Below are 26,209 nucleotides of genomic sequence, written 5' to 3' on the forward strand. Positions count from 1 at the left end.
ACGAATGGGGCCGGGTCAAGGTCTGCTTCCCCTGGGACCGCGAAAACGAAGCCTACGAACACCGCTTCCGCCCGGACAACACCAGCCAGGCCTTCGAGCACAGCTCCTGCTGGGTCCGCGTCACCCAAGGCTGGGCCGGCGCGCTGTGGGGCGCCATGGCCGTGCCGCGCATCGGCCAGGAACTGATCATCAGCTACCTGGACGGCGACCCCGACCAACCCATCGCCACCGGCCGCGCCTACCGCGCTGACAACCGGCCGCCCTATGAACTGCCGAAACACAAGACGCGCATGACCCTCAAGAGCAAGACCCACAAGGGCGAGGGTTTTAATGAGCTGCGCTTCGAGGATGAGTTGGGATAGGAGGAGGTGTTCATCCATGCACAGAAAGACCAGAACGTGGTGGTCAGGAACAACGAAAGCACCCGTGTCGGTAACGACCGTCGGCAGGACATCGGCCATGACGAGCACCTTGAAATTGGCAACGACCGGCAGCTGTCGATTCGCGGCAACAGCCGCTCGCGGATCGACGGCGAACAGCAGCACCACGTCAAGGGCCAGCGCACGACCGCCATCGAGGCTGACGACCACCTGAGCGTTGCCGGTAACCGCACGCTGACAGTGGCAGGGCGCTTGGGGATGGGCGGCGGGCGACAAATCCATCTGCAAGCCGGTGACGAAATCGTGCTGGATGCCGGTGTCAGCCTGACGTTGCAAGCCGGTGGCCATTGCCTGCGGATAGACCCCAGTGGCATTTACAGCAGCGTAAAAGTGAAAACCGGCGCCGCCCCAGGCGTGGTCGAGCCCATCACGGATCAGTCCTTGGCCACTGCACCTTCCACCGGCCCGGCACCGGCGACGTTCCCTTCCCCTGAATCCTATCTGCAGGCGCTGGAAAGCGGGGCCCTGCAGGTGACCAGCCATTGTGAGTTTGACGCCAATGAATCCTGCGCACTTCACCCTGATCGCTGAACGCCTGCCCGGATTGGAGTACCACGACGGGGCTTCGCCTCAGTGGTGGTCCAGGGGCGAGTGCCTGTTGCTTGAGCCGGGCCAGGACGCGTCGCTGTCAGCGGCGCTGTACGCCGATCGACAAGCCCCCGGCTGGTCGGTGGAGGCGTTGTTCAGCGGTACCCCGGTACAGGCACTGGCCAGGATCGGCCCGCATCTGGTCGCGCTGCTACCTGACAGCCCAAGTCTCACGGCCATTGTGCAGCGGTTGACCGGCGAGCCATTGGGCATCGTGATCCGGCCTCGGGATGGGGTGGATTGGAACGCCCTGGTCGAGCATCTGCGGGATCGACTGTGGGCCAAGGGCGTGGACGGTCAACCGGCGATCACCCGCTGGTTTGATCCTCGTGGTTTGCGCGCGTTGCTCAGCGCACTCACGCCTGTCCAGCGAGCGGCGCTGGCCGGCCCTGTCGAGTCGTTTATCTGGCACGGCGGACAGGGTTGGTATCAGTGGTCGCCCCCCGCGCCGGCATTCTCAACCGATTCGCAGGCACCGGCTCTGCGGTTCGACGCCGAGTTTGTCGAACAACTGGCCCGGGAGCGGCTGTGGGACAGCGCCATGACCCTGGCCAGTCACTACGCCAGTTGCTTGCCCGCCGACCCGCACGTGGCGCTGCACCGGGTATTTGCAGGGCTGATGGCTGCCCGCGAGTGTGGGTACAGCACTGCGCGTGAGCAGGAACGCTGGCTCCGGTTGGTTTTGTCTGATGGCGGCGACTTCTGGCGGCAACCCGAGGCCGAGTTGCTACTGCGGCGCGATGACCTGGGCCTTGCACAGAAACTTTCTGAACTGGAATCCCTGTACCTCAAAGGAACGACACCATGACCGGACCTTCGCCCCTCACGCTGCCACCGCCGGTGTTCGCCGACAGTCTCTACGACAGCAACCCGATCTGCCCTCCAGCCTGTCAGCAACAGCGGGTTGACGCCGTGCACATCACCGGCGACGACAGCACCTTTCACGTGCTCAGCGCTTATGAACAGCAGCGTCTGGAACGTGCGATCAACGCGGTGGAAGGGCTGATCAAGGACTTCCAGGGTATCGTCAGTGGCCTGCCCGAGCAGCCGCAGGCCTGCATCGCCGGGCAGCGCGACGCCACCGAGGAGACCTGTGGCTGCCAGGCCTGCCAGAAGCTCTTATGGGCGCGCGAGGCCGAACGGGCCGGCTTGCTCAGCCTGCACCAGGCGCGGGTGCAGGCTGAAGACATTCGCCTGACCACCGATGAGGACGTCCAGGGGCGTATCGCCGATTTGCTCAAGCGGCGCGAGGAATTTGCCAGGCTGTGCGGCTGGTTCAGCCACGATGACGTTTGCCTGATTGGCAAAAAGGTCGGTGCGGCCCTGGACGCGGAGGTCGATGGCTTGAAGACGCGGCTGAGCGCCGTGCAGAAACGCTCCGCCACGATCGCCACCGCCACCTTGCCGGACACGTCCCTGGGCGCCCGACAGGTCGCCGGTGCCAGCGTTACCCGCGCCCGCGGCGGTAACCGGGTGGTGGAAGTCATCGTCCTCAGCCGCCCGGACCGGCGCTACTACATCTCTCAATCCGCCGCCGACGGGTTGCGCAGCGCCATGCGGGTCACGGTCGGACGGCGACCCGCGAGCACCCGGCTCGATGGCGCCGGGCTCAAGAACCGTGCCGGTGAACTGGTGCGCGATATCCGCCAGCAGGTCGGCCAACGCGTTCGAGAAGACCTGGCCAAGCCCCTGGGCCAACTGGAAGCGCGGCTCAAGAGCTGGAAATTTCCCCAGGACAGCGCCATCAATGCCCTGCACCAGGAATTCGACTGGACCTCGGACAGCAGTGAGCACGCGCCCTATGCCGTGAGCACCGAAGCCCACCTGATGCGGTTTGCCGCCCAGGCCAGCGCCGGCTTTTCCGGTTTCGATCCCGAGGCCGGCACGATCTCCCTGGGGGCCAAGGGCCTGGCCAGTTATGCCCTGGGCGAAGGCAAGATCACCTTCGCCGCCTTCCAGCCCAGCCAAGGCGGGCGTGACTGCTACTTCAGCTACCGGAACGCCGAGGGGCAGCGGGTGTACCACCGCTTTGGTGCATTTCGCCTGCGCTGCGCCCTGGAACTCAGTTGCTTTGTCGGTGCCGTGGGCGCCGGCAACGCCACGGCCGGGGTCAAATGGAAAGACGCCCCATCGGGAGCCAGCGCCTTGCTGCTGAGCCCGGAACTGGATTCACGCGGCGGCACGGTGCAAGTCAAGGGCAGCCTGTTCGCCGGCGTCCAGTTCGGCGGTGCGCTGACCGGCGCACTGGAGTGGATGGCCCCCGATATCCAGTACCGGCAAGACGCCCAATGGGCAGCCCTGGTGGAGATACGTGCGGAAGGCAATGTGGCCTATGGGGCGGGGGCGACGCTGGATTTTCAGATCGTGCTCACTCGCGGCAAGTTGTATTTCCACTGCCAAGGTCAGTTGGTGTTCGGTCCGGGGGCCGGGGGTGGGTTTGGCACCTTGGTGGACCTGGAGAAAATCGGGGAGCTGGTGGGGGTGGTGTACCAGACGTTGAGCGAGGTGGATTTCCGGCATTTGTTCAGCATTAACGAAGATGCCTTTGTGTTGTTTTATCAAGGCGTTTCGCGGCTGTTGAGTGAGCCGGGGAAGACGTTGAATGAAGTAATGAAACAGGGGCCGATTGCTTTACAGGATTGGTGGCGACAGCGGGCACGGAATATTGCCTCAACTGGTCGATTGGCCGAGCGCATCCTGAACAACGAACCGCTGCACCTCGGGACGCAACGTATCCCCTTGTGTCGTCTTCCGCCGGAAGTGTTAGGGCCAGCGCTGTATATGCTTAGCGACTTCTATCTCTTTGCCTTCCAGAACAAGACAGAAAAAGCCATCGTCCACCTATTGAATCATGTCAGCAGTTGGCGCCAGTTTTATCTGGTGCTGGAGCGCATGCACCCGACTGCCGAAGTCGTGTCAGCGGTGAATAGCGTCAAGCATATACGCAGTTACTTGAGCAAAGGACAGTCCCAGGAGTTCTCCAATTTCATCAAGCATCTGGCCGACCGTGCCAGTGAAACTGTACCCGGCCAACCATTGCCGCAATGGTTGCCGTGGCAGCCAATGCATGCCAACGACAAGTACAAAACCTTGCTGGCGGCCCGGGAAGTCTGGGCGCCGGAAGGGGGGCGTTATGTCTGATGCCACGTCAGTGAACTTGTCTCGATTTGCCTGGGTGGGGTTGTTTGCCCTGATGTTGGTCGCCTGTCACCAGAGCCGCGTGATTCCAAGTCACTCACTCAGCCCCCAACAGGTCGCGGCAGTTGCCGAGCGCATTGATCAGCGCTACCCCAAACAAGTTGATTCGGAACGCCGCGCTCTGCTCCAGCACGTAGTCACCGCCATCGACAACATGGTGTTCGTCGAAGGCGGGACTTTTGAGATGGGCGACTTTGGTTGGGTCGGAGAATATGACCCGGCGAACATGTGTGAGTGGCCGTGTGGTGTAGCGAAGGATGAACTGTGGTTTCTGGTACCTAAGGCCGACTCCCGGCCACTGCACGCGGTGCGGCTGGACAGCTTCTATATGGCCAAGTATCACACGACCATTGCTGAAGATGACCGATTTCGTCGATTCACTGGACTCCCATACTACCGGATGGAGCTCACGGACGAAGAGCGTAGGGACAACTTGACTAAGCCTTATCGGATGCGAGTGCCTGAAATGTTTGCCCCTGATTTTCCTGCTCGTAGCAAGTTATGGCAGGAGTCCAAGGACTACTGCCTATGGCTGGGAGAGTTGAGCGACCTTCCGGTAGATCTGCCCACCGAAGCCCAATATGAATACGCCGCCCGCTCCGGTGGTCGTTATGTGGTGTATTCCACTGACACTGGCAGTGTGATCAGAGGCAAAAACGTTCACGGTGGCAAGTCTATTTATCCTGTCGGTTTTTTCCCTCCCAATCCGCTCGGTCTGTATGAAATGGGTGATAACGCCGTCTCCTGGGTCAACGACTGGTACGCCGCCGATTACTATCAGAACTCCCCAGTAGATAACCCGCAGGGTCCAGAAACTGGTACTGAAAAGGTCCTGCGCGGTAGCGACTCAGTGTCAACACCACAGTTAGCGATGACCATGTGGCGACACAGCGATAAACCGGATCTGGGCGAGTACTACGCCCAAAACAGCTATCGCTGCTCTATCCAACAGAGTGGGCCACTGAAATGATGGCTCATTATCTGGGTTCTATCTCACGATTCTCATGCCTGGCACTTTTGTCCTTCTTGTTGGGTGCCTGCAATCAAAACAGCGTGACTCCAAGTCAATCACTCAGCCCCAAACAGGTGGTTGCGATTGCCGAGCGCATTGATCAGCGTTACCCAAAACAACCGGATTTGGAACGCCGCGCATTGTTGCAACAGGTAGTGACCGCCATCGACAACATGGTGTTCGTCGAAGGCGGGACATTTGAGATGGGCGACTTCGGTTGGGTCGGAGAATATGACCCGGCGAACATGTGTAAATGGCCGTGCGGTGTACCGAGGGACGAGCTGTGGTTTTTGGTGCCGAAGGCCGACTCCCGGCCGTTGCACACTGTACGGCTGGACAGTTTTTATATGGCGAAGTACCACACCACCATTGCTGAGGATGATCGGTTTCGTACTTTTACGGGTTTACCTTTCTACAACATGGATTTGACGGAGGAGGATCGTAGGGACGGTTTAACTCGTCCATATCGTCTAAGAGTTCCAAGCATGTTCAAGCCGGACTTTCCCGCCTACAGCAAGCTTTGGCAGGAAGCCAAGGACTACTGTCTATGGCTGGGAGAACTTAGTGACCTTCCGGTAGACCTGCCCACTGAGGCTCAGTATGAGTTCGCGGCGCGTTCGGGAGGCCGATATGTAGTGTATGCCACCGATAATGGCAGCATTGAACTGGACCGGAACATTAGTGGCAACAGCGCTATACACCCAGTGGGTGCCTTTCCCCCGAATCCTTTGGGCCTTCACGATATGGCGGCGAATGCCGTCTCTTGGGTCAACGACTGGTACGCCGCCGACTATTATCAGAACTCCCCAGTAGACAACCCGCAGGGACCGGGAACCGGTACCGAAAAGGTTCTGCGCGGCAGTGACTCATTGTCAACACCACAGCTAGCGATGGCCATGTGGCGGCACAGCGATAAACCGGATCTGGGCGAGTACTACGCCCAAAACAGTTATCGCTGCTCTATCCAACAGAGCGGGCCACTGAAATGACGGCCCGCTACCTAGGTTCCTTGTCGCGATGTTCATACTTGGTGCTTTTGGCCTTCTCGTTGGGCGCCTGTAATCAAAACAGTGTGATTCCAAGTCAATCACTCAGCCCCCAACAGGTCGCGGCAGTTGCCGAGCGCATTGATCAGCGCTACCCCAAACAAGTTGATTCGGAACGCCGCGCTCTTCTACAGCACGTAGTCACCGCCATCGACAACATGGTGTTCGTCGAAGGCGGGACATTTGAGATGGGCGACTTCGGTTGGGTCGGAGAATATGACCCGGCGAACATGTGTGAGTGGCCGTGTGGTGTAGCGAAGGATGAACTGTGGTTTCTGGTACCTAAGGCCGACTCCCGGCCACTCCACACCGTACGGCTGAACAGCTTCTATATGGCCAAATATCACACCACTATTGATGAGGATGATCGATTTCGAAGCTTCTCTGGACTCCCTTACTACCGGATGGAACTTACGGACGAAGAGCGTAGGGACAACCTGACTAAATCTTATCGGGTGCGAGTCCCTGAAATGTTTGCACCTGACTTTCCTGCCCGCAGCAAGCTTTGGCAGGAAGCCAAGGACTACTGCCTATGGCTGGGAGAACTGAGCAACCTTCCAGTAGATCTGCCCACCGAGGCCCAATACGAATACGCCGCCCGTTCAGGTGGTCGTTATGTGGTGTATGCCACCGATAACAGCAGTATTGAGCTGAACCGGAACATCAGTGGCAATAGCGATATACATCCAGTGGGTGCCTATCCCCCGAATCCTTTGGGCCTTCACGATATGGCTGCGAACGCCGTCTCCTGGGTTAACGATTGGTACGCCACCGATTACTACCAAAACTCCCCGGTAGATAATCCACGAGGTCCGGAGACCGGAATCGATAAAGTGCAACGCGGAGGCATGTCGGTCTGGACTCCTAGCGCATCCATGACGATGCGCCGCTTGAATAGCAACCTGGATCTGGGCGAGTACTACGCCCAAAACAGCTACCGCTGTGCCATCCAACAGGGCGGGCCACTGAAATGACGGCCCGCTACCTCAGCCATCCATACGCTCGCCCGATCTGGATGTCCCTCGACCTCATCAAGCACCTGACACACCAGGCGGGCGAAGCCGTGCCTGGACGATGGCGCTCACTCTGAACATCTACCCCCTCGAAAAGGAGCAATCATGAAAAGAACATGGCCATGGATATTTGTAATCGTCGGCGTGTTGATGCTGACGGCCGCCGTCGCGCGGCACTTCAATCGTGTCTCGGAACAAGCCACGATGGTTGAAACCTCCGGCCGGGTGGTTGATGTCCGCGAGGGATGCATCACCGTGGAGTTCATGACGCAGGCGCAGCGACGGGTTGAATTCACTGGCAGCGTCTGCCAGAAGCCACCGGCATTTGCGCGTGGCGAGCCCGTCTCGGTGCTTTATGCGCCGCAGGATCCTGCCAGGGCCAGTATCAATACCTTTGCGCAGAACTGGTTTGTCAGCCTGTTTTTTGCGGGCATGGGGCTGATCTCATCGCTGGTGGGCGGTGTGTGCGTCTGGTTCATCACCCTGGCACCCGGGCGTGCCGAGCGCCGGGCGCAGGAGCTCAAGCGCATTGGCAAATCCATCCAGGCTCGGGTGATGGGCGTGGAGCCCAATGTCGCCCTGAGTATCAATGGCCGCCATCCCTGGCGGATCGTCGCGCAGTGGCTCGATCCGACCAGCCGCAAAGTCCGCTTGTTCTACAGCCAGAACCTCTGGTTTGACCCGACCCCGTACCTGACGACCAAAGAACTGCAGGTCTGGGTCGACCCTGATCGCCCCAACCGTTACAGCGTCGACACTGACTTTCTGCCGAAAATGGACTGACCCGTCGCGCTGTCCTGGTACAGGCAATGGGTTCAATGGATGGGTAAGCGTATGTTGAATTTCTGGAAAACAATCCGGGCCGCGGCCACCCGCACTCAACGCCGACTTCAGGTGAGCATGCCGGTCCTGGTAGTGCTGGGTGTGGTGATCGCGTTGATCGGTATCTGGTGGCTGGGCCCGCACTGGGTGTGGGAGGGCCATCAACCGCTGGTCGAGTGGTCCATGCGTATCGCGGCCAGCGTTGGAGTGGTCATGGTACCGCTGCTGATCTGGGGGCTGCGGCTGCAGGCTCGCCAGCGGCAATGGCAGGCCGAGCGCCGTCAGGCAAGCGCGCTTGCCGGGGACCCCTGCCTGCAGGATCTCGAACGCCAGCAATGCAGCCTGGACGAGAGTCTGGCGGTATTGCGCAAAAGACTCGCCCACGAGGATATCTATCGGCTCCCCTGGTATGTGCTATTGGGGGCGGAGGCGGCCGGCAAGACCAGCCTGGTCTCGCGCTTCAACGAGCATGTGCCGCTGTTCGACCTGGCCCGGCGGGGCGATGAGCCTGGCAGGGAAGAGCGCGACGATGTGCAATGGTGGCTGGGGCATGAGGCGGTACTGATCGACACCCCGGGTGGCTTTGTCACCCAGCCCATGGCCGCAGACGAAGGGGCGCCGCCGACCTATGCACGTCGCTGGGTGCATTTGCTCGGATGGTTGGCGGACAACCGCAGTCGCCGGGCGCTCAACGGCATTGTGCTGACGATCGATCTTGCGCGGCTGATGGCGCAATCCGTTGCAGAGCGTCAAGCCGCGCAGACCGTAATACGCTCACGCCTGGATGAGTTGACGCAACAACTGGGCGTTCGCTTGCCGTTGTACGTGGTCCTCAGCAAGATCGACTTGCTGGAGGGCTTCGAAGAGTTCTTCAGTCGCTTGCCCGCGGCTGCGCGCGATGAAGTGATGGGCTTCACGTTCTCGCTGAATTCGGTCGATCGCCATGATGCCTGGCTGGAAGAGTTCGACAGCAGCTACGCACGTTTCGCCGTACGCTTCGGTGAGCGGGTGATGGACGCGCTGAGCGACCCGCGAATGGCGATGCATCGGCATCGTCTGCTGGCGGTCTCGCGCCAGTTGGCAGGCATTCGCCATGTGCTGAGTGTGTTTTTGTTCAATGCCTTGAACGGTGGCCGCCACACTCAGTCAGCCCTCGTACGAGGGGTCTATTTCTCTTCAGTCTGCCAACAGGGGGTAACGCTCAACTGTTTTGTGGACGCGGCGGCAGAATCTCACGATCTGGGCGCGTCGGCTGCGCACGCCAAGCGTGCCGGGGGAAACCTCGTCTACTCGGCCCGACAACTGTTCCAGCGCGTGATCTACCCCGAAGCCGGCCTGGCCGGCGACAACATAAAGGTTGCCCGTAGCAAGCGGCGGCTGCTGATTGCCGGCTTCAGTGTTGCCTCCATGGGGTGCCTGCTGGCGCTGGGGACGTGGCAGTTCTACTCTGGCGTCAACCGCGACAAGGCACTGAGTGTGTTGGCCAAGAGCCGGGAGTTCAGTGCGCGGGATATCGATGCACAGATCGACACGAGCGGTCGCAACCTGCTGGTGCCGTTGAATCAGATTCGCGATGCGGTCTCGGTCTTTGGTGACTACCGCGAGGCTTGGCCGTTGCTTTCGGACATGGGCCTGTACCAGGGCAGGGCGATTGGTCCGACCGTGGACGAGGCCTACCTCAATCTGCTGTCCAAGCGCTTTTTACCGGCCATCGCCAGCGGTGCGCTGGAGGCGATCAACGCCGCGCCAGCCGGCAGCAACCGGCAACTGGCGGCGCTGCGGGTCTATCGCATGATCGAGGAGCGGCATAACCGCCGCCCGGCCATCGTCGAGGAGTGGGTCGCCGCCCAGTGGCAGCGCGCCTACCCTGGCCAGGGGCAACTCCAGGTCGAGCTGATGCGGCACCTGCACTACGCCCTGAAATACGCCGACGCCGACCTGCCGCAGCACCGCGAGCGCATCGCCCAGGTGCAACAGCAATTGCGTCAGTTGCCCATGGCGGAACGGGTCTACATGACCCTGAAACAGGACGCGCACGCACGTTTGCAGAGTGCCCTGGATGTGCGCCACGAGGTGGGTCCGGCCTTCGACATCATCTATCGTCCGCTGGCCGGCTCCGAGCATACCGCCGATGGCAGTGCGCTGGTGTTGGCCTCGCTACTCACCGCCAAGGGCTTCAAGCAGTACTTCGAACCTGGCGCCCGGGACATCACCGAACTGGCGATGATCGACCAATGGGTGCTCGGCGAGCGGCGGGAGCTGGATTACTCCGAAGAAGACCGCAAGGTGCTCACTGAACGCATCCGCGCACTGTACAGCGCCGACTATGTCGACAGCTGGCGGCGGGCGCTGAACCAGTTTGCGGTCACCGATTTCCAGGACCTGAGCCACGGTGTGGCGGTGCTGGAGCAGGTGACCGGTCCGGCGCAGCCATTGCGGCGTCTGCTGGAAACCCTGCGTGACAACACCGTGATCTATCCCGCGGTACCGCTGGTCGAGGGTGTAGTGCCGGTCAGCACCGACAAGCTGGCGGATGCTCAGCTGCAGGCAGTGGGTATTCGTCGTGCGTTCGCCGGCTTGGCGGAGTTGCTCACGGCCAAGGGCGAGCAACCGTCCTACTATGAAGAAACCCTGCGTGCGGTGGGTGCGGTCTACGACTACGCCAAGGCCGTGCAGGACAACCCGGATCCTGGCAAGGCGGCGCTCAAAACCGTGCTCAATCGGTTTTCCCTGGTGGGCGCCGACCCGATCGCCAACCTGCAACGCATTGCCGTGGGCCTGCCGGAGCCGATGAACCAACAGGTCAAGAAGCTCGCCGACCAGACCGCCCAAGTGTTGGTGGTCGAAGCCCTGCGTGAACTGGAAAAACGCTGGGACAGTGAGGTCTACAGTTTCTATCAGCAGCGCCTGGCCAATCGTTATCCGTTCAAGGCCAGCGGCGAGGATGCCTCGCTGGATGACTTCGAGGCCTTCTTCGGGCCGCAGGGGCGCTTGCAGCAGTTCCACGATCAGTACCTGAGCGTGTTCCTCGAGGACAACCTCGATGCCTTGTACTCCGACAGTCTCGGTGCTTACCTGGTGCGCAGCGACGTGCTGGAGCAACTGAAGAACGCCGAACGTATCCGCGACACCTTCTTCAACCATCGCGGTGCCCTGGCGGTCCAGCTCACCATCGAGCCCCTGGCCCTGAGTGCCACCCGCCTGAGCAGCCTGCTCAGCGTTGATGGACAGTTGATTCCCTATCAACACGGTGCCCCTCAACGCACCGGCCTGGTCTGGCCCAATACCCTGGGCAATGCCAGCGGCAGCCAGGTGACCCTGGTTCACAGCAATGGCAATACCGCGTCCTTGAGCTATCGGGGCCCGTGGTCACTGTTTCGTCTGCTCAGCCGCGGGCAGCTCAATGGCCGCACCGCCACCAGTGTCGACCTGACCTTTGGCATCGCCGATGGCCTGATGCGTTATCGGATCGGCGCGGAGAAGGCCAACAACCCGATTACCCAACGCAGTTTCGAAGGGTTTGTGTTGCCCAGGACATTGCTGCAGGAGCGTTCAGCGCAAGGGATAAAAACAGTCAGCCAACGTTAAGGGGCGATTTTACCCGGTACGCTCGGTAGCCCCTCAGGCTTCTGTCATTCGAGGGGGGCTTGGTGAGGCGTGCCCAGGCACCGCCTGCGCTTGAGGTTCCACTCACGCAAGCATCAACAGGCGGTGCAGGTATGCACCCTTATAAAGCTCGACTCTGGCGCACTGCACTACGCCAAGGCAAGACAGGTGGTTTACCGGTGCGGCGTTCACGGCCTGAAGACCCTTGAACGCCGAGGTCATTGCCGATCGCCAATGACCTCGAAAGCGCCGTCGCACCTGCTCGAACCGCACGGATACAGGGGTGGCACGGTCCCTGAACAGAGTCCCGTCAACACCCTCCATCACGGTCTGGCACATTCACTGCATAGCCTCGATCAACAGCCACGGATGATGCAGTCCAGTGGCCCGCCCAGCCGGTCAACGACGATCGGTCGGCCCTTGCGGTCGTGGGCGCTATCGGTGGGTCCGGCACAGAGGTTGGATCAAACACCGCAAAAGAACAGGCAAAGACGCCTGGAACCGCAAGGTTTCAGGCGTTTTTTTTTGCTTTTTGATCCGTGATTGATTTTGCCCAGGTGCTACTTATGAACGCCAAGGTTGCCGAGTTGAACAAGCTGCAAACGCTGATCGTGATTGGCAATGGCATGGTCGGACATCATTGTGTCGAACAGCTGATCGAGCGGGGTGCCCTTGAGCGCTACCGGCTGCACGTCTTCAGTGAAGAACCGATGCGGGCCTACGACCGCGTGCACCTTTCCGAATATTTCACCGGTCGCGATGCCGAGTCCCTGGCGCTGTCCGAGGCGTCTCTTTACCAGACGCCGGGTGTGACCTTGCATCTGGGGGTACCGGTCCTTGCGATCGATCGCGAGCGCCGCCAAGTGATGACCGCGCAAGGCAGCGTTGCTTACGACACCTTGATCCTGGCCACCGGTTCGTACCCCTTTGTGCCGCCTGTCGAAGGCGCCGAGGGCGATTCGCGCCTGGTGTACCGCACCCTCGAAGACCTCGACGCGATCCGCGCCGCCGCTGCCAACGCCCGCCGCGGTGTGGTGGTTGGCGGTGGCCTGCTCGGCCTGGAAGCGGCCAACGCCCTGAAGAGCCTGGGCCTGGAAGCCCATGTGGTGGAGTTCGCCCCGCGCCTGATGCCGGTGCAGTTGGACGAACTGGGCGGCCTTGCGCTCAAGGCGCAAATCGAGCGGCTGGGTGTCGGTGTGCACGTGGCGCGCGGTACGCAGTCGATCAGCCCGGGCGAGCACTACCGCTACCGGATGAATTTTTCCAACGACGAGTTCCTTGAAACCGACCTGATCGTGTTCTCGGCCGGTATCCGGGCCCAGGATGCGCTGGCCCGCCAATGCGGGTTGGAGGTCGGGCCGCGCGGTGGCGTGGTGATTGATGACCAGTGCTTGAGTCGCGACGAGAATATTTATGCCATCGGCGAGTGCGCCTCCTGGAACGGCAGTCTGTTCGGCCTGGTCGCACCGGGCTACCAGATGGCACGCAGCGTCGCGGCCCGCCTGTGCCACGAGGCCGCCGAGCCGTTCCTGGGCGCGGACATGTCGACCAAGCTCAAATTGCTGGGCGTCGATGTCGGCTCCATCGGCGATGCACACGGCCATACGCCGGGTGCGCGCAGCTATCAGTTCATCGACGAGGCGACGGCCAGCTACCGGCGCCTGGTGGTGGACGCCACCGGCAAGCAGGTGCTGGGCGCGGTGCTGGTCGGCGACAACAGCTATTACGACACCCTGCTGCAATACATGCAGAACGGCATTGCCTTGCCGTCCGAACCGGCCAGCCTGATCCTGCCGTCGTCCACGGGGGCGCCAACCCTGGGCCCGGCGGCGTTGCCTGAGGCGGCCACGGTCTGCTCGTGCCATAACGTCACCAAGGGTGCCATCTGCTCGGCCATCGACGGTGGATGCTCGGACCTCGGTGTGCTCAAGGCGCAGACCAAGGCCTGCACCGGCTGTGGCGGCTGTGCCGGTTTGCTCAAGCAAGTCTTCGAGCATGAGTTGGTCGCGCGGGGTGTCAGCGTCGACAAGAGCCTGTGCGAGCACTTTGCCTATACCCGTCAGGAGCTCTACGCGCTGGTGCGGGTAGAAGGGGTGATCAGCTTCGAAGAGTTGCTGGCCAGGCATGGCCGAGGCCACACCGGTTGCGATGTGTGCAAGCCGGCAGTCGGCTCGATCCTCGCGTCGTGCTGGAACCAGCCGATCATGGACGCCTCGCTGGTGCCGTTGCAGGACACCAACGACACCTTCATGGCCAACATGCAGAAGAACGGCACCTATTCGGTGGTGCCGCGCATTCCCGGTGGCGAGATCACCGCCGACAAGCTGATCGTGATCGGCCAGGTGGCGAAGAAATACGACCTCTATACCAAGATCACTGGTGGCCAGCGCATCGACCTGTTCGGCGCCCAGCTGCATGAGTTGCCGCAGATCTGGGCCGAGCTGATCGAGGCCGGTTTCGAAACCGGGCACGCCTACGGTAAATCGACCCGCACGGTGAAGTCCTGTGTCGGCAGTACCTGGTGCCGTTATGGCGTGCAGGACAGCGTGCGCATGGCCCTCGCCCTCGAGGACCGCTACAAGGGCCTGCGCTCGCCCCACAAGCTCAAGTTCGCGGTGTCCGGTTGCACCCGCGAATGCGCCGAAGCCCAGAGCAAGGACGTGGGCGTGATCGCTACCGAGAAGGGCTGGAACCTGTATGTGTGTGGCAATGGCGGCATGCGGCCGCGCCATGCCGAACTGTTCGCCACCGACCTCGACGATGCCACCCTGGTCCGTTACATCGACCGCTTCCTGATGTTCTACATCCGTACCGCCGACAAACTGCAGCGCACCTCGGTCTGGCGTGAAAGCCTGGAAGGCGGCCTGGACTACCTCAAGGACGTGATCGTCAACGACAGCCTGGGACTGGGTGCGGAGCTCGAATCGCAGATGCAGTGGGTGGTCGATCGCTATGAATGCGAATGGGCCAACGCCCTCCAGGACCCGGAAAAGCTCAAGCGCTTCCGGACCTTCGTCAACGACCGGCGTCCCGATCCGGACCTCCATTTTGTCCAGGAACGCGGGCAGCGGCGCCCGATCATGGCGGCCGAACTCAACCTTATCCCTGTCACCGAGGAGCTTGTCCGATGAGCCAGTCCACGACCCAGCGCAGTGCTTGTTTTTCAACTCCGGACAACGCCCGGGCCTGGCAAAGGGTGTGTGCCCAGCAGGACCTGGTGAACAACTCGGGCATCGTCGTCTGGCTCGACGGCGCCCAGGTGGCCGTGTTCTACCTGCCGGCCGCCGAGGGGCGGACCCTCTACGCCATCGACAATCATGACCCGCAATCGGGCGCGAATGTCGTTGGCCGTGGGTTGGTGGGCTGTATCAAGGGTGAGCTGGTGGTGGCATCGCCGATCTACAAGCAGCATTTCCGCCTGGAGGACGGACGCTGCCTGGAGTACCCGCAACAACGCCTGCGGGTCTGGCCGGTGCGGCTCAACGCCGGCGTGGTGGAGGTCGGGGTGGCCTGACGACGCGACATTCGATTGATCAATCATCCACGGCACCGGGCCTCATCCCCTGAGGCCCGGTGCCCGCCAACGCCAGCGGAGACCCGCATGAAAACAGCCGCACAGTTGCTCAAGTTGAAGGTCGTGCAAAACCGGCAGGTACACAGCATCGCGCCGGATGAAATGGTGCTGGAAGCCCTGAAGATGATGGCCGAGAAAAATGTGGGAGCGCTGCCGGTCATCGAGGACGGGGTGGTGGTGGGCGTGGTCAGCGAGCGCGACTATGCGCGCAAGGTGGTCTTGCAGGGGCGCTCTTCGGTGGGCACGCCGGTCAGGGCCATCATGAGTTCACCGGTGGTGACGGCCGACAGCCAGCAGAGCATCGAGCGCTGCATGGCGGTCATGACCGACAGTCACTTGCGCCATCTGCCGGTGGTGGAGGGTGACCGGTTGATCGGCCTGTTGTCGATTGGTGATCTGGTTAAAGAAGCCATCGTTGAACAGGCCGATCTGATCAGGCAGCTGGAGCACTACATTCGCGGGCATTGACGCTGCCCGTGCCGGGATCAGAAATTGATCGAGGCACTCAGGCGGGCGGTCAGTGGCGCACCCTGGAACAGGTAGTTGTCGCCCATGTATTCCCCGGCGTCACGCCAGTAGCGCTGGTCGAACAGGTTGTCGACGGTCAGGCGGAACACGGTGTCATAGCCGTCGATGCGGGTGCTGTAGCGGCTGCCGAGGTTGAAGCGCGGGGCGGACTCTCCTTCGTGGAAAGTCCGGTAAAGCACATCCATGAAAACTCCTGAACGATGGCCGACCCGGGCAGGCGTACACCGGGACCGGTGCTCGCGTGCGCAGCAGGCAAGCGTCGTGCTGTAAAGGGTGGGGAAAACGAAGTGCGCCCTGAAGGTGTCAGGTCGCAGGGGCGCCGATGGTGATCGGTGCGTTTGAATCCACGGTCCGTTGCGTAAGCGCGCCATCATACAAGAGGACGAACCGCGTTCGATGATTGTGAGTGTCAGGGCCACGGTGGTCGCGGTGGCGTTAGCCTCGGACGCGGGTTCAAGATTCCTCGCAACGTCATGCGCGTCCGTTCACCCTCAGATACAGGAGGGGACCTGTCAACTCTGACAGTAGACGTGCGTTGCCGTTTGGAGATTTCATGACGGCACTTGCAGTGCTTGCTCCAACGATTGACAGCACCACGGACAACGGACTGCGTTGCAAGGACGAGTGTCTATCTGTTCCTGCCGCCATGGCGTTGATGCCATGCCGTGGTCATGCAGTGGAACTGTATTGGCAGACATTTCACTGGAAACGCCGGATTGGCTCGCCTCTTTAGTGGTCAGCTGTTCCGGGGCCGGCGGTTCACCGCACGATGCTCAATCAGCAGGCTGTCCGCGGTGTTGAAGCGCTTGGCTGACCAACGAGGCTTGCGTCATGGATACGTCTGTCAGTGTGCGTCGTTTACTGTGGATCATGTGCCTGGTGGCGCTTGGCGTGATCATCACGCTGGTGGTTTTCTCCAGTCCATCCGAATCGTCTCCTGCTGTGCTGCAGTCGTGCACGGCGCCGGCCTATGAGAAGGGCACGGTCTACCAACAGGGACAGCAGGTTCAGCACAAAGACCAGCAATTCGAGTGCTGGAAAGATGAGGACGGGCCGCCTTTGGGGGGCGGCAGTTGGGCGTGGTGCCAACTGCCCGTCTATGAGCCTTTGCTTGAGGGTGGCCCCTGGAAAGACGCCTGGAAGGAACTCGGCGAATGCGGTGGTTTTGCAGGCAATCGCCTGACCCTGAGCTTCGCCACCCTGAGTGGCAAGGCGCCCTTGAAACCGGCGGTACCCGGTGTGGCGCGGGCCGATGAAGTGGTCACCGGCGTCTTGCGCTGCAAGGCCGAGGAGATTCCGATCAGCGCCAAGGCCAGTGAAACGATCCATCTCGATAACTTGAAAGCCTGCGACTATCAGCTGGTGATGAATGTCGCCGACGGTTTTGTCCCGCTGAATACGCCACGCATCGTCTCCTTCAAGCAAGCAGAGGGTGACGAGCAAGCGGTGACGGTGAAGTACCGGCCACCGGTGGAGGTCGGCAAGCTCAACGGCTTGCCCGGGATCAAGATCGAGTTGTTTGCCCAGGGGCTGATCCAGCCTCGGCAAATGGCCATGGGCAAGAACGTGCTGTATGTCGGCTCCAGCGCCATTCCGTCGTACGTCTATGACGGCAGGATTGCCGACATGATTTATGCGCTGCCACTGGATGGGGCGGGCAAACCGACAGGCATCCATGTGATTGCCAGCGGCCTGGAAGAGCCCCATGGCGTGGCCTGGCGCGACGGTGACCTGTATTACTCGACCACGGGCGGCCTGTATCGGCTGCGCGACGCCGACAACCATTACCAGGACCCCAAGCCAGAACGGGTTTTCAATTTCCCGGCCGACGACAGGCTGTTTCCCCTGCCGCCCCTGTCCTCTGGCTCCAACACTCGCATCTGGCACATGAAACACCCCTTGCGCTTCAATCCATTGGACCCGTCGGACAAGTGGCTGTACACGGCGGTCGGCATTCCCTGCAATTTGTGCATGATTCCCGGCGATCAGCGCTATGGCGCGCTGCTGCGTTATTCCCTGGAGACCGGTGAGTCGCAGATTCTGGCCAGGGGCGTGCGCAATTCGGTGGGGTTCGACTGGAACCCGCAGAACGGCGCCCTCTGGTTCAGCGACAACAATCGCCAGGGGTTTCCCAACCCCGATGAAATCAATTGGGTCAGTGGCCCCGGCTTGCATTTCGGCGTGCCTTACCTGTTTGGCAAGGGCACACCAGGCTTCACCCAGGAGGAGTACCAGAACCCGGGAGTGATCCAGCCGCCATTGGTGCCCGGCGCCATTGTCTCCGACAAGGCTCCGGCGCAGGTCAGTCCGGCGGACTATGTGCCCGCCGCCTTTGAGCTGGGGACCAACACCGCGCCGCTCGGGGTCAGGTTCTGGAAGGGTTATCCGGCTGCCAATGGTACTCAGCGCCTGCTGGTGGCCGTACACGGTGCCGGCTCAGCCGCCAGTCCTGGAATGGATGTGCAGATGCTGACGGTCCAGGGCGGTACGCGGGTGGTCAATCAGATTCCGCTGATCAACGGGTTTGTGCAGGACCCTGATCGTTTTGATGTGTACTGCCTGGATAACTCCTGCATTGGCCGGCCCGCGGAATTCCTTGAGTTGGCCGATGGCAGCCTGTTGGTCAGCGACGACGTCGCCGGGGTGATCTATCGCGTGCGCTACGATGCCGGTGGGTTGCCGCAAACGCAGTTGGCGCTGCAGCCTATGCTGCCGCCGCCGGGGTTTGAAAAAGAAATGATCAGCGGCTACCTGACATCCCCCGATGGCAATCGCCGGCTGGTTCAGCTGTCATGGAACCCCGAGGACAATGAAGCCGGGATAGTCCTCAACGGGCTGCCCTATGGCGACTATCAACTCAGGCTCAATGATGTAAGAGACTGGGTTCCTCAGGTGCGTAACACGGCCTTCACCCTGTCTGAAACCAACAAAAGTAAAACCATCAATCTGAGCTACCGCGAGCGACCAATAAAACTCGAGGTCAAGGTGACGATCCGCGCGCCGGGCAAGCCTGCGTCGGTGAGCGATGCGCAGTGGCATTTCAGCCTGGCCAGCGAGGCACAGAGTGGCGCAGAACCCCAGGTGATCCAGGTGCCTTGGGGTAGCAGCACCACGCAGGTCCTGGACTACGGCAAGTACAAGGTCATCTACCCGTTTTACGCGAAGGCAAAGCCCGAGCCGGAACTGGAACAGGTGGTGATAGATGAGTCCAGCGAGGACAGGCAATTGCCAGCGGTCGCGTACCGTCCTGTCGAGAACCTGGGGGCGACGGTGCTGGCCCAGTCCTGTACCAAGTGTCACGCGGTCGAGTATTTCGACAGCTTGCGCATGGCCCTGGCCTGGAGCGTGGCGGGGCAGGACGCGCTGGTCAAACAGATTAAAAGCATGCCGGTGTCCGGGCATTGCGACACCACTTGTGCCACCGAAATCAGCAAGCACCTGTTCAACGTCGTGTGGAAGCCTTATCTGGATCCGTCCGAATCCCATGGGGTGCGGCAGCTGCGCTTGCTGACCCCGGATGAATATGCCGCCAGTGTCAGGGATGTCCTGGCGGTCGAAATCAATCCAGAGAAACTACCGGCCGACAAGTCTGAAAAAGACTTCAAGTACCCGGGCGAGGCGGACAAGGGCATTCTGCAGGCCGAGGACGTCAAGCAGTTTTACGACATGGCGCTGTGGGTGGCCGACAAGGTTCCGCCGTCGCGGTTGAGCGTCCTGGCGCAATCGAAGGCCGGGTCCGACCTGGTGACGTCGTTGGGTTATCAACTGTTCCGCCGTCCTGTCAGCGATAGCGAGCGATTGCGCTACCAGGCGTTGTTCGATGAACAGGGTGCGCCGGCACTGATCGCCGCGCTGCTGTTGTCGCCTCATTTCCTCTATCGCTCGGAGTTGGGGTTGGCGACGGCAGAGGGGGGCAGTGTGTTCAAGCTGACACCGTTCGAGTTGGCGACGGCGCTGTCCTATGGGTTCCTGGGCACCACCCCGGACGCTGAACTGTTGGCCAAGGCCCAGCGCAATGAACTGCAGACCCCACAACAGCTATCGGCAGAGATCGAGCGCATGATGCGCACGGACAAGGGGGTCGAGCAGTTCAACCGGTTTGTCAGCTACTACGCCAAGACCATTCATGGCGCTCAGGAAAAGCCGGGGCTGAGCGCGCAAATGATTCAATTCATGGTGCAGGAACAGTATCTGCTGTCGCGCAACCTGATGTTGAACGCAGGCACTTTCGAGGAGTTGCTCAACCCGACCTACACCTACCTCAACCAGGCATTGGCCGCTCACTACGGTATCAGCGGTGTCACGGGCGATAGTTTGAAGAAGGTAGCCGTAGACGAGAAACGAGGAGGCTTGTTGCACCTGGGCCTTACTCAGGCGGCTACCTCGGACTACCAGAGCACCTCCTTGGTCAGACGCGGCATCATGATTCGCGAGCAGATGTTTTGCCGTGAGTTCGGCGCCCCGGTGGAGGCTGACCCTACGGAGCCGGTTTATCCACCTCGAGCCATCACCACCCGGGAACATTGGGACCTGGTGAACGGCGAACAGGCCTCGGACGGACGTTGCTGGCGATGCCACCAATACATGAATGACACCGGGGCCTCCATGGAGCACTACGACGCGGCGGGACGCTATCGCGTCGATGAGAAGGCGCACAACTACAACCAGTACCCGCTGATGTTGCCGGTCAAGGCGTCCGGTCCCTTCATCATGGCGACCGGCACCGAGCCCATCGATGACGTTCGCGATATCGCCAGAATCATTCCGCGCAACCCTGCCTCGCAGTTCTGCATGGCCGACAGTTATTTTCGGTTTGTCTTCGGTAATAAATCCGATGTGTCGACGTCAGGGACTGTCAAGGCAGTGGCCGATGGATTGAAAACCTCGGGCTCCCTGGCCGACATGCTGAAAACCCTGGGCACTTCCAAAGCGTTCACCTACAAGACGGAGAGGAACTGAGCATGGGCATTCTGAAGAGTCGTCGGCGTTTTCTGGTGGGCCTGGCTGCGGCGAGTGTCTATGGTCCATTGACTCAATTCGGCCTGGCGCGCATGGCGTTGGCGGGGCAAGCCGAACAGTCCAGGTTGAAGGTGGTGTTCGTGGTAGTGCCCGACGGCCTGGCGGTGGATTCCTATACGGGCGGAGGCTTTGGCGATGGGCGTGGGTTATGGCATCCCACCGCACAGGGCATGGATACCACGGCCTTTACCTTGAATGAAATCAGTGCGGAGCTGGCGGCCTATCGCAGTCAATCGTTGTACCTGCGCGGGATAATTCTCGGGCCGGGAAATGTTGGCCATAACGGCTGGAATTGGGTACTGCGCGACAGTAATTCCAGCCAGTCGTCCATCGACATCCTGTTGGGGCAGGTGCTGCCGGGCACTGAACCGTCTCACCGCAGCCTGTTTGCCGGCCCGCATGCGGGTATCGACGGTACGCCTTGGTTCGTGTCGTTCCAGGGCGGAGCGATTCGTACACCTCACCGCGATCCGGTGCTGATGGCTGAGGCGTTGTTCAAGGATCCTGTCCGGTTGTCTTCAGGTCCCCAGCCCAGGAGCCGTGCGTTGTTGGAAACGGCCCTGGCGGATATCCAGGAAATCAAGGGCAAGTTGTCTGGTGCCGAGCGACAGAAGCTCGATGTCCACCTGGACTCAGTGGAACAGGTGATCAAGGACCTGGATATGACGCAGCCTCCGGTGGGCGAATGCAAGCCAGTGACCCTCGAACCCCTGGACTTCCGGTCGGCGCGGGATCGCACGCGTGTCCAGGCCAACCATCATCAGGTGGTAGCCACCGCCTTGAGTTGTGGGATCACCCGGGTCGCGACAATTCAGATCGGGCGTTCGGCGGAGTCGCTGAACATCATCGACGTTGCACCTTCGAGCAATCCCCATGAGTGCGCCCATCGCCGCTCCGGCGAGGCCTTCTGGAAGGGCACACGGCAATGGTATGTCCGCCAGGTCAAGCTGTTCATGGACGAACTGGCCCGCTATCAGGACCCCCATGTACCCGGTGATAGCCTGCTCGACCATACCTTGGTGGTGCTGACCAGCGAGATGGCTGACGGCGCGCCTGAACATATGATCGACATGCCGTTGGTGCTGATGGGTGGCGCGAGTGGATTACTGAGAAGTGGAGAGGGCGCCGGGCGCTATTTCAATATCACCGGGCAGGCTGATCGTGTTCATGAAGGGAACCCGGTCATTGGCCAGAACTTCGTCGATATGCAGCGGATCTGGGCAACCCTTGCCAAAGCCGCCGGAACCAGTGTGCCCTATGGCGGCAATATCGAGCCGGTCACCGGGATTTTCAGCAATGTGTGAATGAGCGTCCGACGGTTTTGAGCGTGAGTCAAACAGCCTGATAAGGCGTACGAGCGGCCATGAATCAAGGTTTTTGATTCGAGCAAAATGCCTGTCATGCCTGTGCTTGAGCGCTTGCCAAACATTTGTAACGGCTGTGAAACATTTAGACACATGTTGATTCTGTTGTCTTTGTAGGACTTTTGTATATTTCATAACGCTTACGTAAACGTAAACGTGGAAGCAAGTGTGTCAGCAGCGCCATAACCAATAAAAACAATCAAGGTTAGAGGGCTCCACATGTCACCAGAGTTTGTGTTGGAAACGCGCGGCCTGACCAAGGAGTTTCGCGGCTTTACCGCCGTGGATTCGGTCGACCTGCGTGTGCAGAAGGGACACATCCACGCATTGATCGGACCGAACGGCGCCGGAAAAACGACGGTTTTCAATCTGCTCACCAAGTTTCTCCCCCCCACCCGAGGCGAAATCCTCTACCTGGGCAAGCCCATTACCCACCTCAAACCCAACGAGATTGCCGGCCTGGGGCTGGTGCGTTCATTCCAGATCTCGGCGGTGTTCGGCCACATGAGCGTGATGGAAAACGTGCGCGTGGCGCTGCAGCGCAAGCAGGGCGACTCTTTCCATTTCTGGAAGTCCGAGCGCAGCCTCGACGCACTCAACGAGCGGGCCATGCAGATGCTGGAACAGGTGGGCTTGCTCGACTATGCCCACACCCAGACCATCGAACTGCCCTACGGCCGTAAACGTGCACTGGAACTGGCCACCACCCTGGCGCTGGATCCTGGTGTGCTGCTGCTCGACGAACCGACCCAGGGCATGGGGCACGAGGACGTGAACATGGTCATTGAGCTGGTACGCCGCGCGGCAGTGGGGCGCACGGTGCTGATGGTGGAGCACAACCTCGGTGTGGTCAGTGAGTTGTCCGACCGCATTACCGTGCTGGCTCGTGGTGCGATTCTCGCTGAAGGTGACTACGCCAGTGTTTCCGCCAACCCGCAGGTGCGCGAAGCCTACCTGGGCAGCGAAGCCGCCGTGCTCGAGGAGGCCCACGCATGAGCAGCCTGCAGACCCCGGAATTCGAACAACTGCGTATCGCAGACCTGCATGCCTTCTACGGCGAGTCCCACATCCTGCATGGCATCGACCTGCAAGTGCGGCGCGGCGAACTGGTCACGCTACTGGGACGCAACGGTTCAGGACGCTCCACGACGCTGCGCGCGATCATGAACATGGTGGGGCGCCGGACCGGTTCCATCGTGGTCAACGGCAACGAGACCATCGGTCTTTCCGCGCACCTGATCCCGCGCCTGGGCGTCGGCTATTGCCCGGAGGAGCGGGGCATTTTCGCCAGCCTCAACGTCGAGGAAAACCTGCTGCTGCCGCCAGCGGTACGCAGTAACGGCATGAGTCTCGATGAGATCTACGAGATGTTCCCCAACCTGTACGAGCGCCGTTTCAGCCAGGGCACGCGCCTGTCTGGCGGCGAGCAGCAGATGCTGGCCATGGCGCGGATCCTGCGTACCGGCGCCAATCTGTTGCTGCTGGACGAGATCACCGAGGGCCTGGCGCCGGTGATCGTGCAGAAGCTTGCCGAGGTGTTGATCAAGCTCAAGCACAAGGGCCTGACCATCGTTCTGGTGGAGCAGAATTTCCGTTTCGCCGCGCCCTTGGCCGACCGTCATTACCTGATGGAACACGGCCAGATCGTGGAGCAAATCAGCGCCGCCGAACTGGGCGCCAAGCAGGAACTGCTGCACAGCTGTCTCGGCGTCTGAACCCCGTTTTACCCCGCGCACTACGCATGTCGCCGTGGCCCACAGCCAGACGGCACGGGGCCGCTTTGCCTGGAACAATAAAAATAAACTCGGACAGTGGGTGAACTACATGAAGGTTTTTCAGCACACAGCAAGCGCCATCCTCGTCTCCAGCCTGATCGCCAGCGCGGCCCAGGCCGAGATCAGTAACGACGAAATCCGTATCGGTTACCTGGCGGACATGTCGGGGACCTACCGCGACCTGTCCGGCCCCGGAGGCCTGGAAGCGTTGAACATGGCCATCGAGGATTTCGGCGGCCAGGTCAATGGCAAGAAGATTGTCGTGTTCAGCGCCGATGACCTGAACAAGCCGGATGTCGGCGCCAACACCGTGCGCCAGTGGGTCGATGAGCGCAATGTCGACATGGTCACCGGCATGGTGGCGTCCTCCGTGGTGCTGGCGGCGAGCAAGGTGGTGGAGCAGTCCGGGAAACTGGCGCTGATTTCCGGCGCAGCGGCCTCCAGCCTGACCAATGAGTACTGCTCGCCCAACCACATTCACTGGACCTACGACTCCTACGCCCTGGCCAACGGCACCGCCAAGTCGGTGCTCGCCGACGGCGGCAAGAACTGGTTCATCCTCACCGCCGACTATGCCTTCGGTCACGCGATGGAAGCGGACATCAGCAAGGTCGTCGAGGCGGATGGCGGTAAGGTGGTCGGCAAGGTTCGGCACCCGTTCCCGAGCAGTGACTTCTCCTCCTACATCTTGCAGGCCCAGGGCTCGGGGGCGGATGTGATTGCCTTCGCCAATGCCGGTGCCGACACCGTCAACTCGTTGATGACCGCCAGCCAGTTCGGGGTGGCCCAGTCCGGGCAGAAACTGGCCGGCATGGTGGTGTTTCTCAACGATGTCCATGCCATGGGGCTGGGCGTGACCCAGGGGCTGATGCTGACCACGGGCTGGTACTGGGACATGAATGACGAGAGTCGCGCCTGGGCCCAGCGCTACCACCAGCGCTTCGGCAAGATGCCGGGCATGGTGCCGGCGGGTATCTATTCGGCCACCATGAACTACCTCAATGCGGTCAAGGCCACGGGTAGCGACGAGGCGCAGGCCGTGCGCACGCAGATGATGGCGACGCCGGTCAATGACATGTTCGCCAAGAACGGCAAGGTCCGCGCCGATGGCCGCATGGTCCATGACATGTACCTGGTCCAGGTCAAGACCCCGGCCGAATCCAAGGGCGAGTGGGACCTGTACAAGATTGTTCGCACCATCCCCGGGGACGAGGCCTACCGTCCGGTGTCTGAAAGCAAGTGCAAGCTGCTGACCAAAAGCTGATCGATGCGTGACTGAAGTTATTTGCCCGGCTGCTGGCAGCCGGGCGTCACGGACTTTTGCGAGTGGTAATTCATGACTCTGATATTCGGTATTCCCCTGAGCGTAATGTCCGGGCAGTTGCTCCTGGGGCTGATCAACGGTGCGTTCTATGCCTTGCTCAGCCTGGGCCTGGCGATCATTTTCGGCCTGTTGCGGATCATCAACTTCGCCCACGGCGCCCAGTACATGCTCGGTGCCTTCACCGCGGTGCTCGGGCTCAACTACCTGGGCGTCAACTATTGGGTGGCGCTGGTGCTGGCGCCGTTGCTGGTGGGCGTGATCGGCGTGTTGATCGAGCGCTTCCTGCTGCGGCGCATCGCCGGTGAGGATCACCTGTATGGCCTGCTGCTGACCTTCGGCCTGGCGCTGATCGTCGAAGGCTCGTTCGTCAAACTGTTCGGCGTGTCCGGGTCCCCCTATCCGATGCCGGAGCAACTCAAGGGCGGCTACAACCTCGGCTTCATGTTCCTGCCGACCTACCGCGCCTGGGTCATCGTGGCCGCGCTGGCGGTGTGCCTGGTCACCTGGTTCATGATCGAACGCACCCGCCTGGGTTCCTATCTGCGCGCCGGTACCGAGAATCCGAAGCTGATGCAGGCCTTCGGCATCAACGTGCCGTTACTGATCACCCTGACCTATGGCTATGGCGCCGCCCTGGCGGCCTTTGCCGGAGTGTTGGCCGCGCCGATCTATTCGGTCACGCCGACCATGGGCGCCAACCTGCTGATCGTGGTGTTCGCCGTGGTGGTGATCGGTGGCATGGGGTCGATCATGGGCGCCATCGTCACGGGCCTGGCCATGGGCCTGATCGAAGGGATGACCAAGGTCTTTTATCCAGAAGCAGCCAATACCGTGGTGTTCCTGGTCATGGTGCTCGTGCTGCTGGTACGTCCTGTGGGACTGTTCGGAAAGGAGGCATGA

Annotated in this window: 18 protein-coding genes and 1 pseudogene; 18 read left to right on the forward strand and 1 reads right to left on the reverse strand. The window is 61.0% G+C overall.

What is annotated here, in order from left to right; all coding sequences use genetic code 11:
* The 12 genes from vgrG to CKW25_RS24310 form a co-directional block, all read left to right on the forward strand.
* Positions 1-362 (forward strand): type VI secretion system tip protein VgrG (gene vgrG / locus CKW25_RS27195; protein ID WP_256578018.1); only part of this gene is annotated, 362 nt, incomplete at its 5' end.
* 6 nt (positions 363-368) lie between these two features.
* Entirely contained in the window at positions 369-971 is a 603-nt protein-coding gene (locus CKW25_RS27200; protein WP_256578019.1) for a hypothetical protein, read from the forward strand.
* Entirely contained in the window at positions 940-1,836 is an 897-nt protein-coding gene (locus CKW25_RS24260) for a DUF4123 domain-containing protein (protein ID WP_095083293.1), read from the forward strand. The genes CKW25_RS27200 and CKW25_RS24260 overlap by 32 nt, the downstream gene beginning before the upstream one ends.
* On the forward strand, positions 1,833-4,169 hold the full coding sequence (locus CKW25_RS24265) for a hypothetical protein (protein ID WP_095083295.1): 2,337 nt from the start codon (positions 1,833-1,835) through the stop codon (positions 4,167-4,169). Before CKW25_RS24260 ends, CKW25_RS24265 begins: the two co-directional genes overlap by 4 nt.
* Positions 4,162-5,196, forward strand: coding sequence for an SUMF1/EgtB/PvdO family nonheme iron enzyme (locus CKW25_RS24270; protein ID WP_095083297.1), 1,035 nt, complete (start codon positions 4,162-4,164; stop codon positions 5,194-5,196). Before CKW25_RS24265 ends, CKW25_RS24270 begins: the two co-directional genes overlap by 8 nt.
* Positions 5,193-6,227 carry an SUMF1/EgtB/PvdO family nonheme iron enzyme gene (locus CKW25_RS24275; RefSeq protein WP_095083298.1) on the forward strand — a complete coding sequence of 345 codons (1,035 nt, stop codon included), beginning with the start codon at positions 5,193-5,195 and terminating at the stop codon, positions 6,225-6,227. The genes CKW25_RS24270 and CKW25_RS24275 overlap by 4 nt, the downstream gene beginning before the upstream one ends.
* Positions 6,224-7,258 carry an SUMF1/EgtB/PvdO family nonheme iron enzyme gene (locus CKW25_RS24280; RefSeq protein WP_095083300.1) on the forward strand — a complete coding sequence of 345 codons (1,035 nt, stop codon included), beginning with the start codon at positions 6,224-6,226 and terminating at the stop codon, positions 7,256-7,258. The genes CKW25_RS24275 and CKW25_RS24280 overlap by 4 nt, the downstream gene beginning before the upstream one ends.
* 144 nt (positions 7,259-7,402) lie before the next feature.
* On the forward strand, positions 7,403-8,080 hold the full coding sequence (locus CKW25_RS24285; protein ID WP_095083302.1) for a DUF3592 domain-containing protein: 678 nt from the start codon (positions 7,403-7,405) through the stop codon (positions 8,078-8,080).
* Positions 8,081-8,131: 51 nt separating this feature from the next.
* On the forward strand, positions 8,132-11,707 hold the full coding sequence (gene tssM, locus CKW25_RS24290) for a type VI secretion system membrane subunit TssM (RefSeq protein ID WP_095083304.1): 3,576 nt from the start codon (positions 8,132-8,134) through the stop codon (positions 11,705-11,707).
* Between the two features lie 584 nt (positions 11,708-12,291).
* A complete protein-coding gene (nirB, locus tag CKW25_RS24300) occupies positions 12,292-14,856 on the forward strand; it encodes a nitrite reductase large subunit NirB (protein WP_095083307.1) in 2,565 nt (854 codons plus the stop codon).
* Positions 14,853-15,239, forward strand: a complete 387-nt coding sequence (nirD, locus tag CKW25_RS24305) for a nitrite reductase small subunit NirD (RefSeq protein ID WP_095083309.1) — start codon at positions 14,853-14,855, stop codon at positions 15,237-15,239. Before nirB ends, nirD begins: the two co-directional genes overlap by 4 nt.
* An 87-nt stretch (positions 15,240-15,326) precedes the next feature.
* The gene (locus CKW25_RS24310) at positions 15,327-15,767 is read left to right on the forward strand and encodes a CBS domain-containing protein (protein WP_095083310.1); all 441 of its coding nucleotides are present in this window, start codon (positions 15,327-15,329) and stop codon (positions 15,765-15,767) included.
* Positions 15,768-15,784: 17 nt separating this feature from the next.
* Here CKW25_RS24310 and CKW25_RS24315 read toward each other — a convergent pair.
* A pseudogene (locus CKW25_RS24315) lies at positions 15,785-15,964 on the reverse strand (hypothetical protein); the annotation flags it as partial.
* A gap of 694 nt (positions 15,965-16,658) precedes the next feature.
* On the opposite strand from CKW25_RS24315, the gene CKW25_RS24320 reads away from it, so the two are divergent.
* The 6 genes from CKW25_RS24320 to CKW25_RS24345 all read left to right on the forward strand — a co-directional run bounded on the left by CKW25_RS24320 (position 16,659) and on the right by CKW25_RS24345 (position 26,209).
* Positions 16,659-20,786, forward strand: a complete 4,128-nt coding sequence (locus CKW25_RS24320) for a DUF1592 domain-containing protein (RefSeq protein WP_095083312.1) — start codon at positions 16,659-16,661, stop codon at positions 20,784-20,786.
* 2 nt (positions 20,787-20,788) lie between these two features.
* The gene (locus CKW25_RS24325) at positions 20,789-22,150 is read left to right on the forward strand and encodes a DUF1552 domain-containing protein (RefSeq protein ID WP_095083314.1); all 1,362 of its coding nucleotides are present in this window, start codon (positions 20,789-20,791) and stop codon (positions 22,148-22,150) included.
* Between the two features lie 279 nt (positions 22,151-22,429).
* Positions 22,430-23,206 carry an ABC transporter ATP-binding protein gene (locus CKW25_RS24330; protein ID WP_095083316.1) on the forward strand — a complete coding sequence of 259 codons (777 nt, stop codon included), beginning with the start codon at positions 22,430-22,432 and terminating at the stop codon, positions 23,204-23,206.
* Positions 23,203-23,925, forward strand: a complete 723-nt coding sequence (locus CKW25_RS24335; RefSeq protein ID WP_095083318.1) for an ABC transporter ATP-binding protein — start codon at positions 23,203-23,205, stop codon at positions 23,923-23,925. Before CKW25_RS24330 ends, CKW25_RS24335 begins: the two co-directional genes overlap by 4 nt.
* Positions 23,926-24,034: 109 nt before the next feature.
* Positions 24,035-25,249 (forward strand): ABC transporter substrate-binding protein, encoded by a 1,215-nt coding sequence (locus CKW25_RS24340; RefSeq protein WP_095083320.1) that lies wholly within the window; start codon positions 24,035-24,037, stop codon positions 25,247-25,249.
* 72 nt (positions 25,250-25,321) lie between these two features.
* The gene (locus CKW25_RS24345) at positions 25,322-26,209 is read left to right on the forward strand and encodes a branched-chain amino acid ABC transporter permease (protein ID WP_095083321.1); all 888 of its coding nucleotides are present in this window, start codon (positions 25,322-25,324) and stop codon (positions 26,207-26,209) included.

The organism is Pseudomonas sp. Irchel s3h17, assembly GCF_900187505.1.
Taxonomy (GTDB): domain Bacteria; phylum Pseudomonadota; class Gammaproteobacteria; order Pseudomonadales; family Pseudomonadaceae; genus Aquipseudomonas.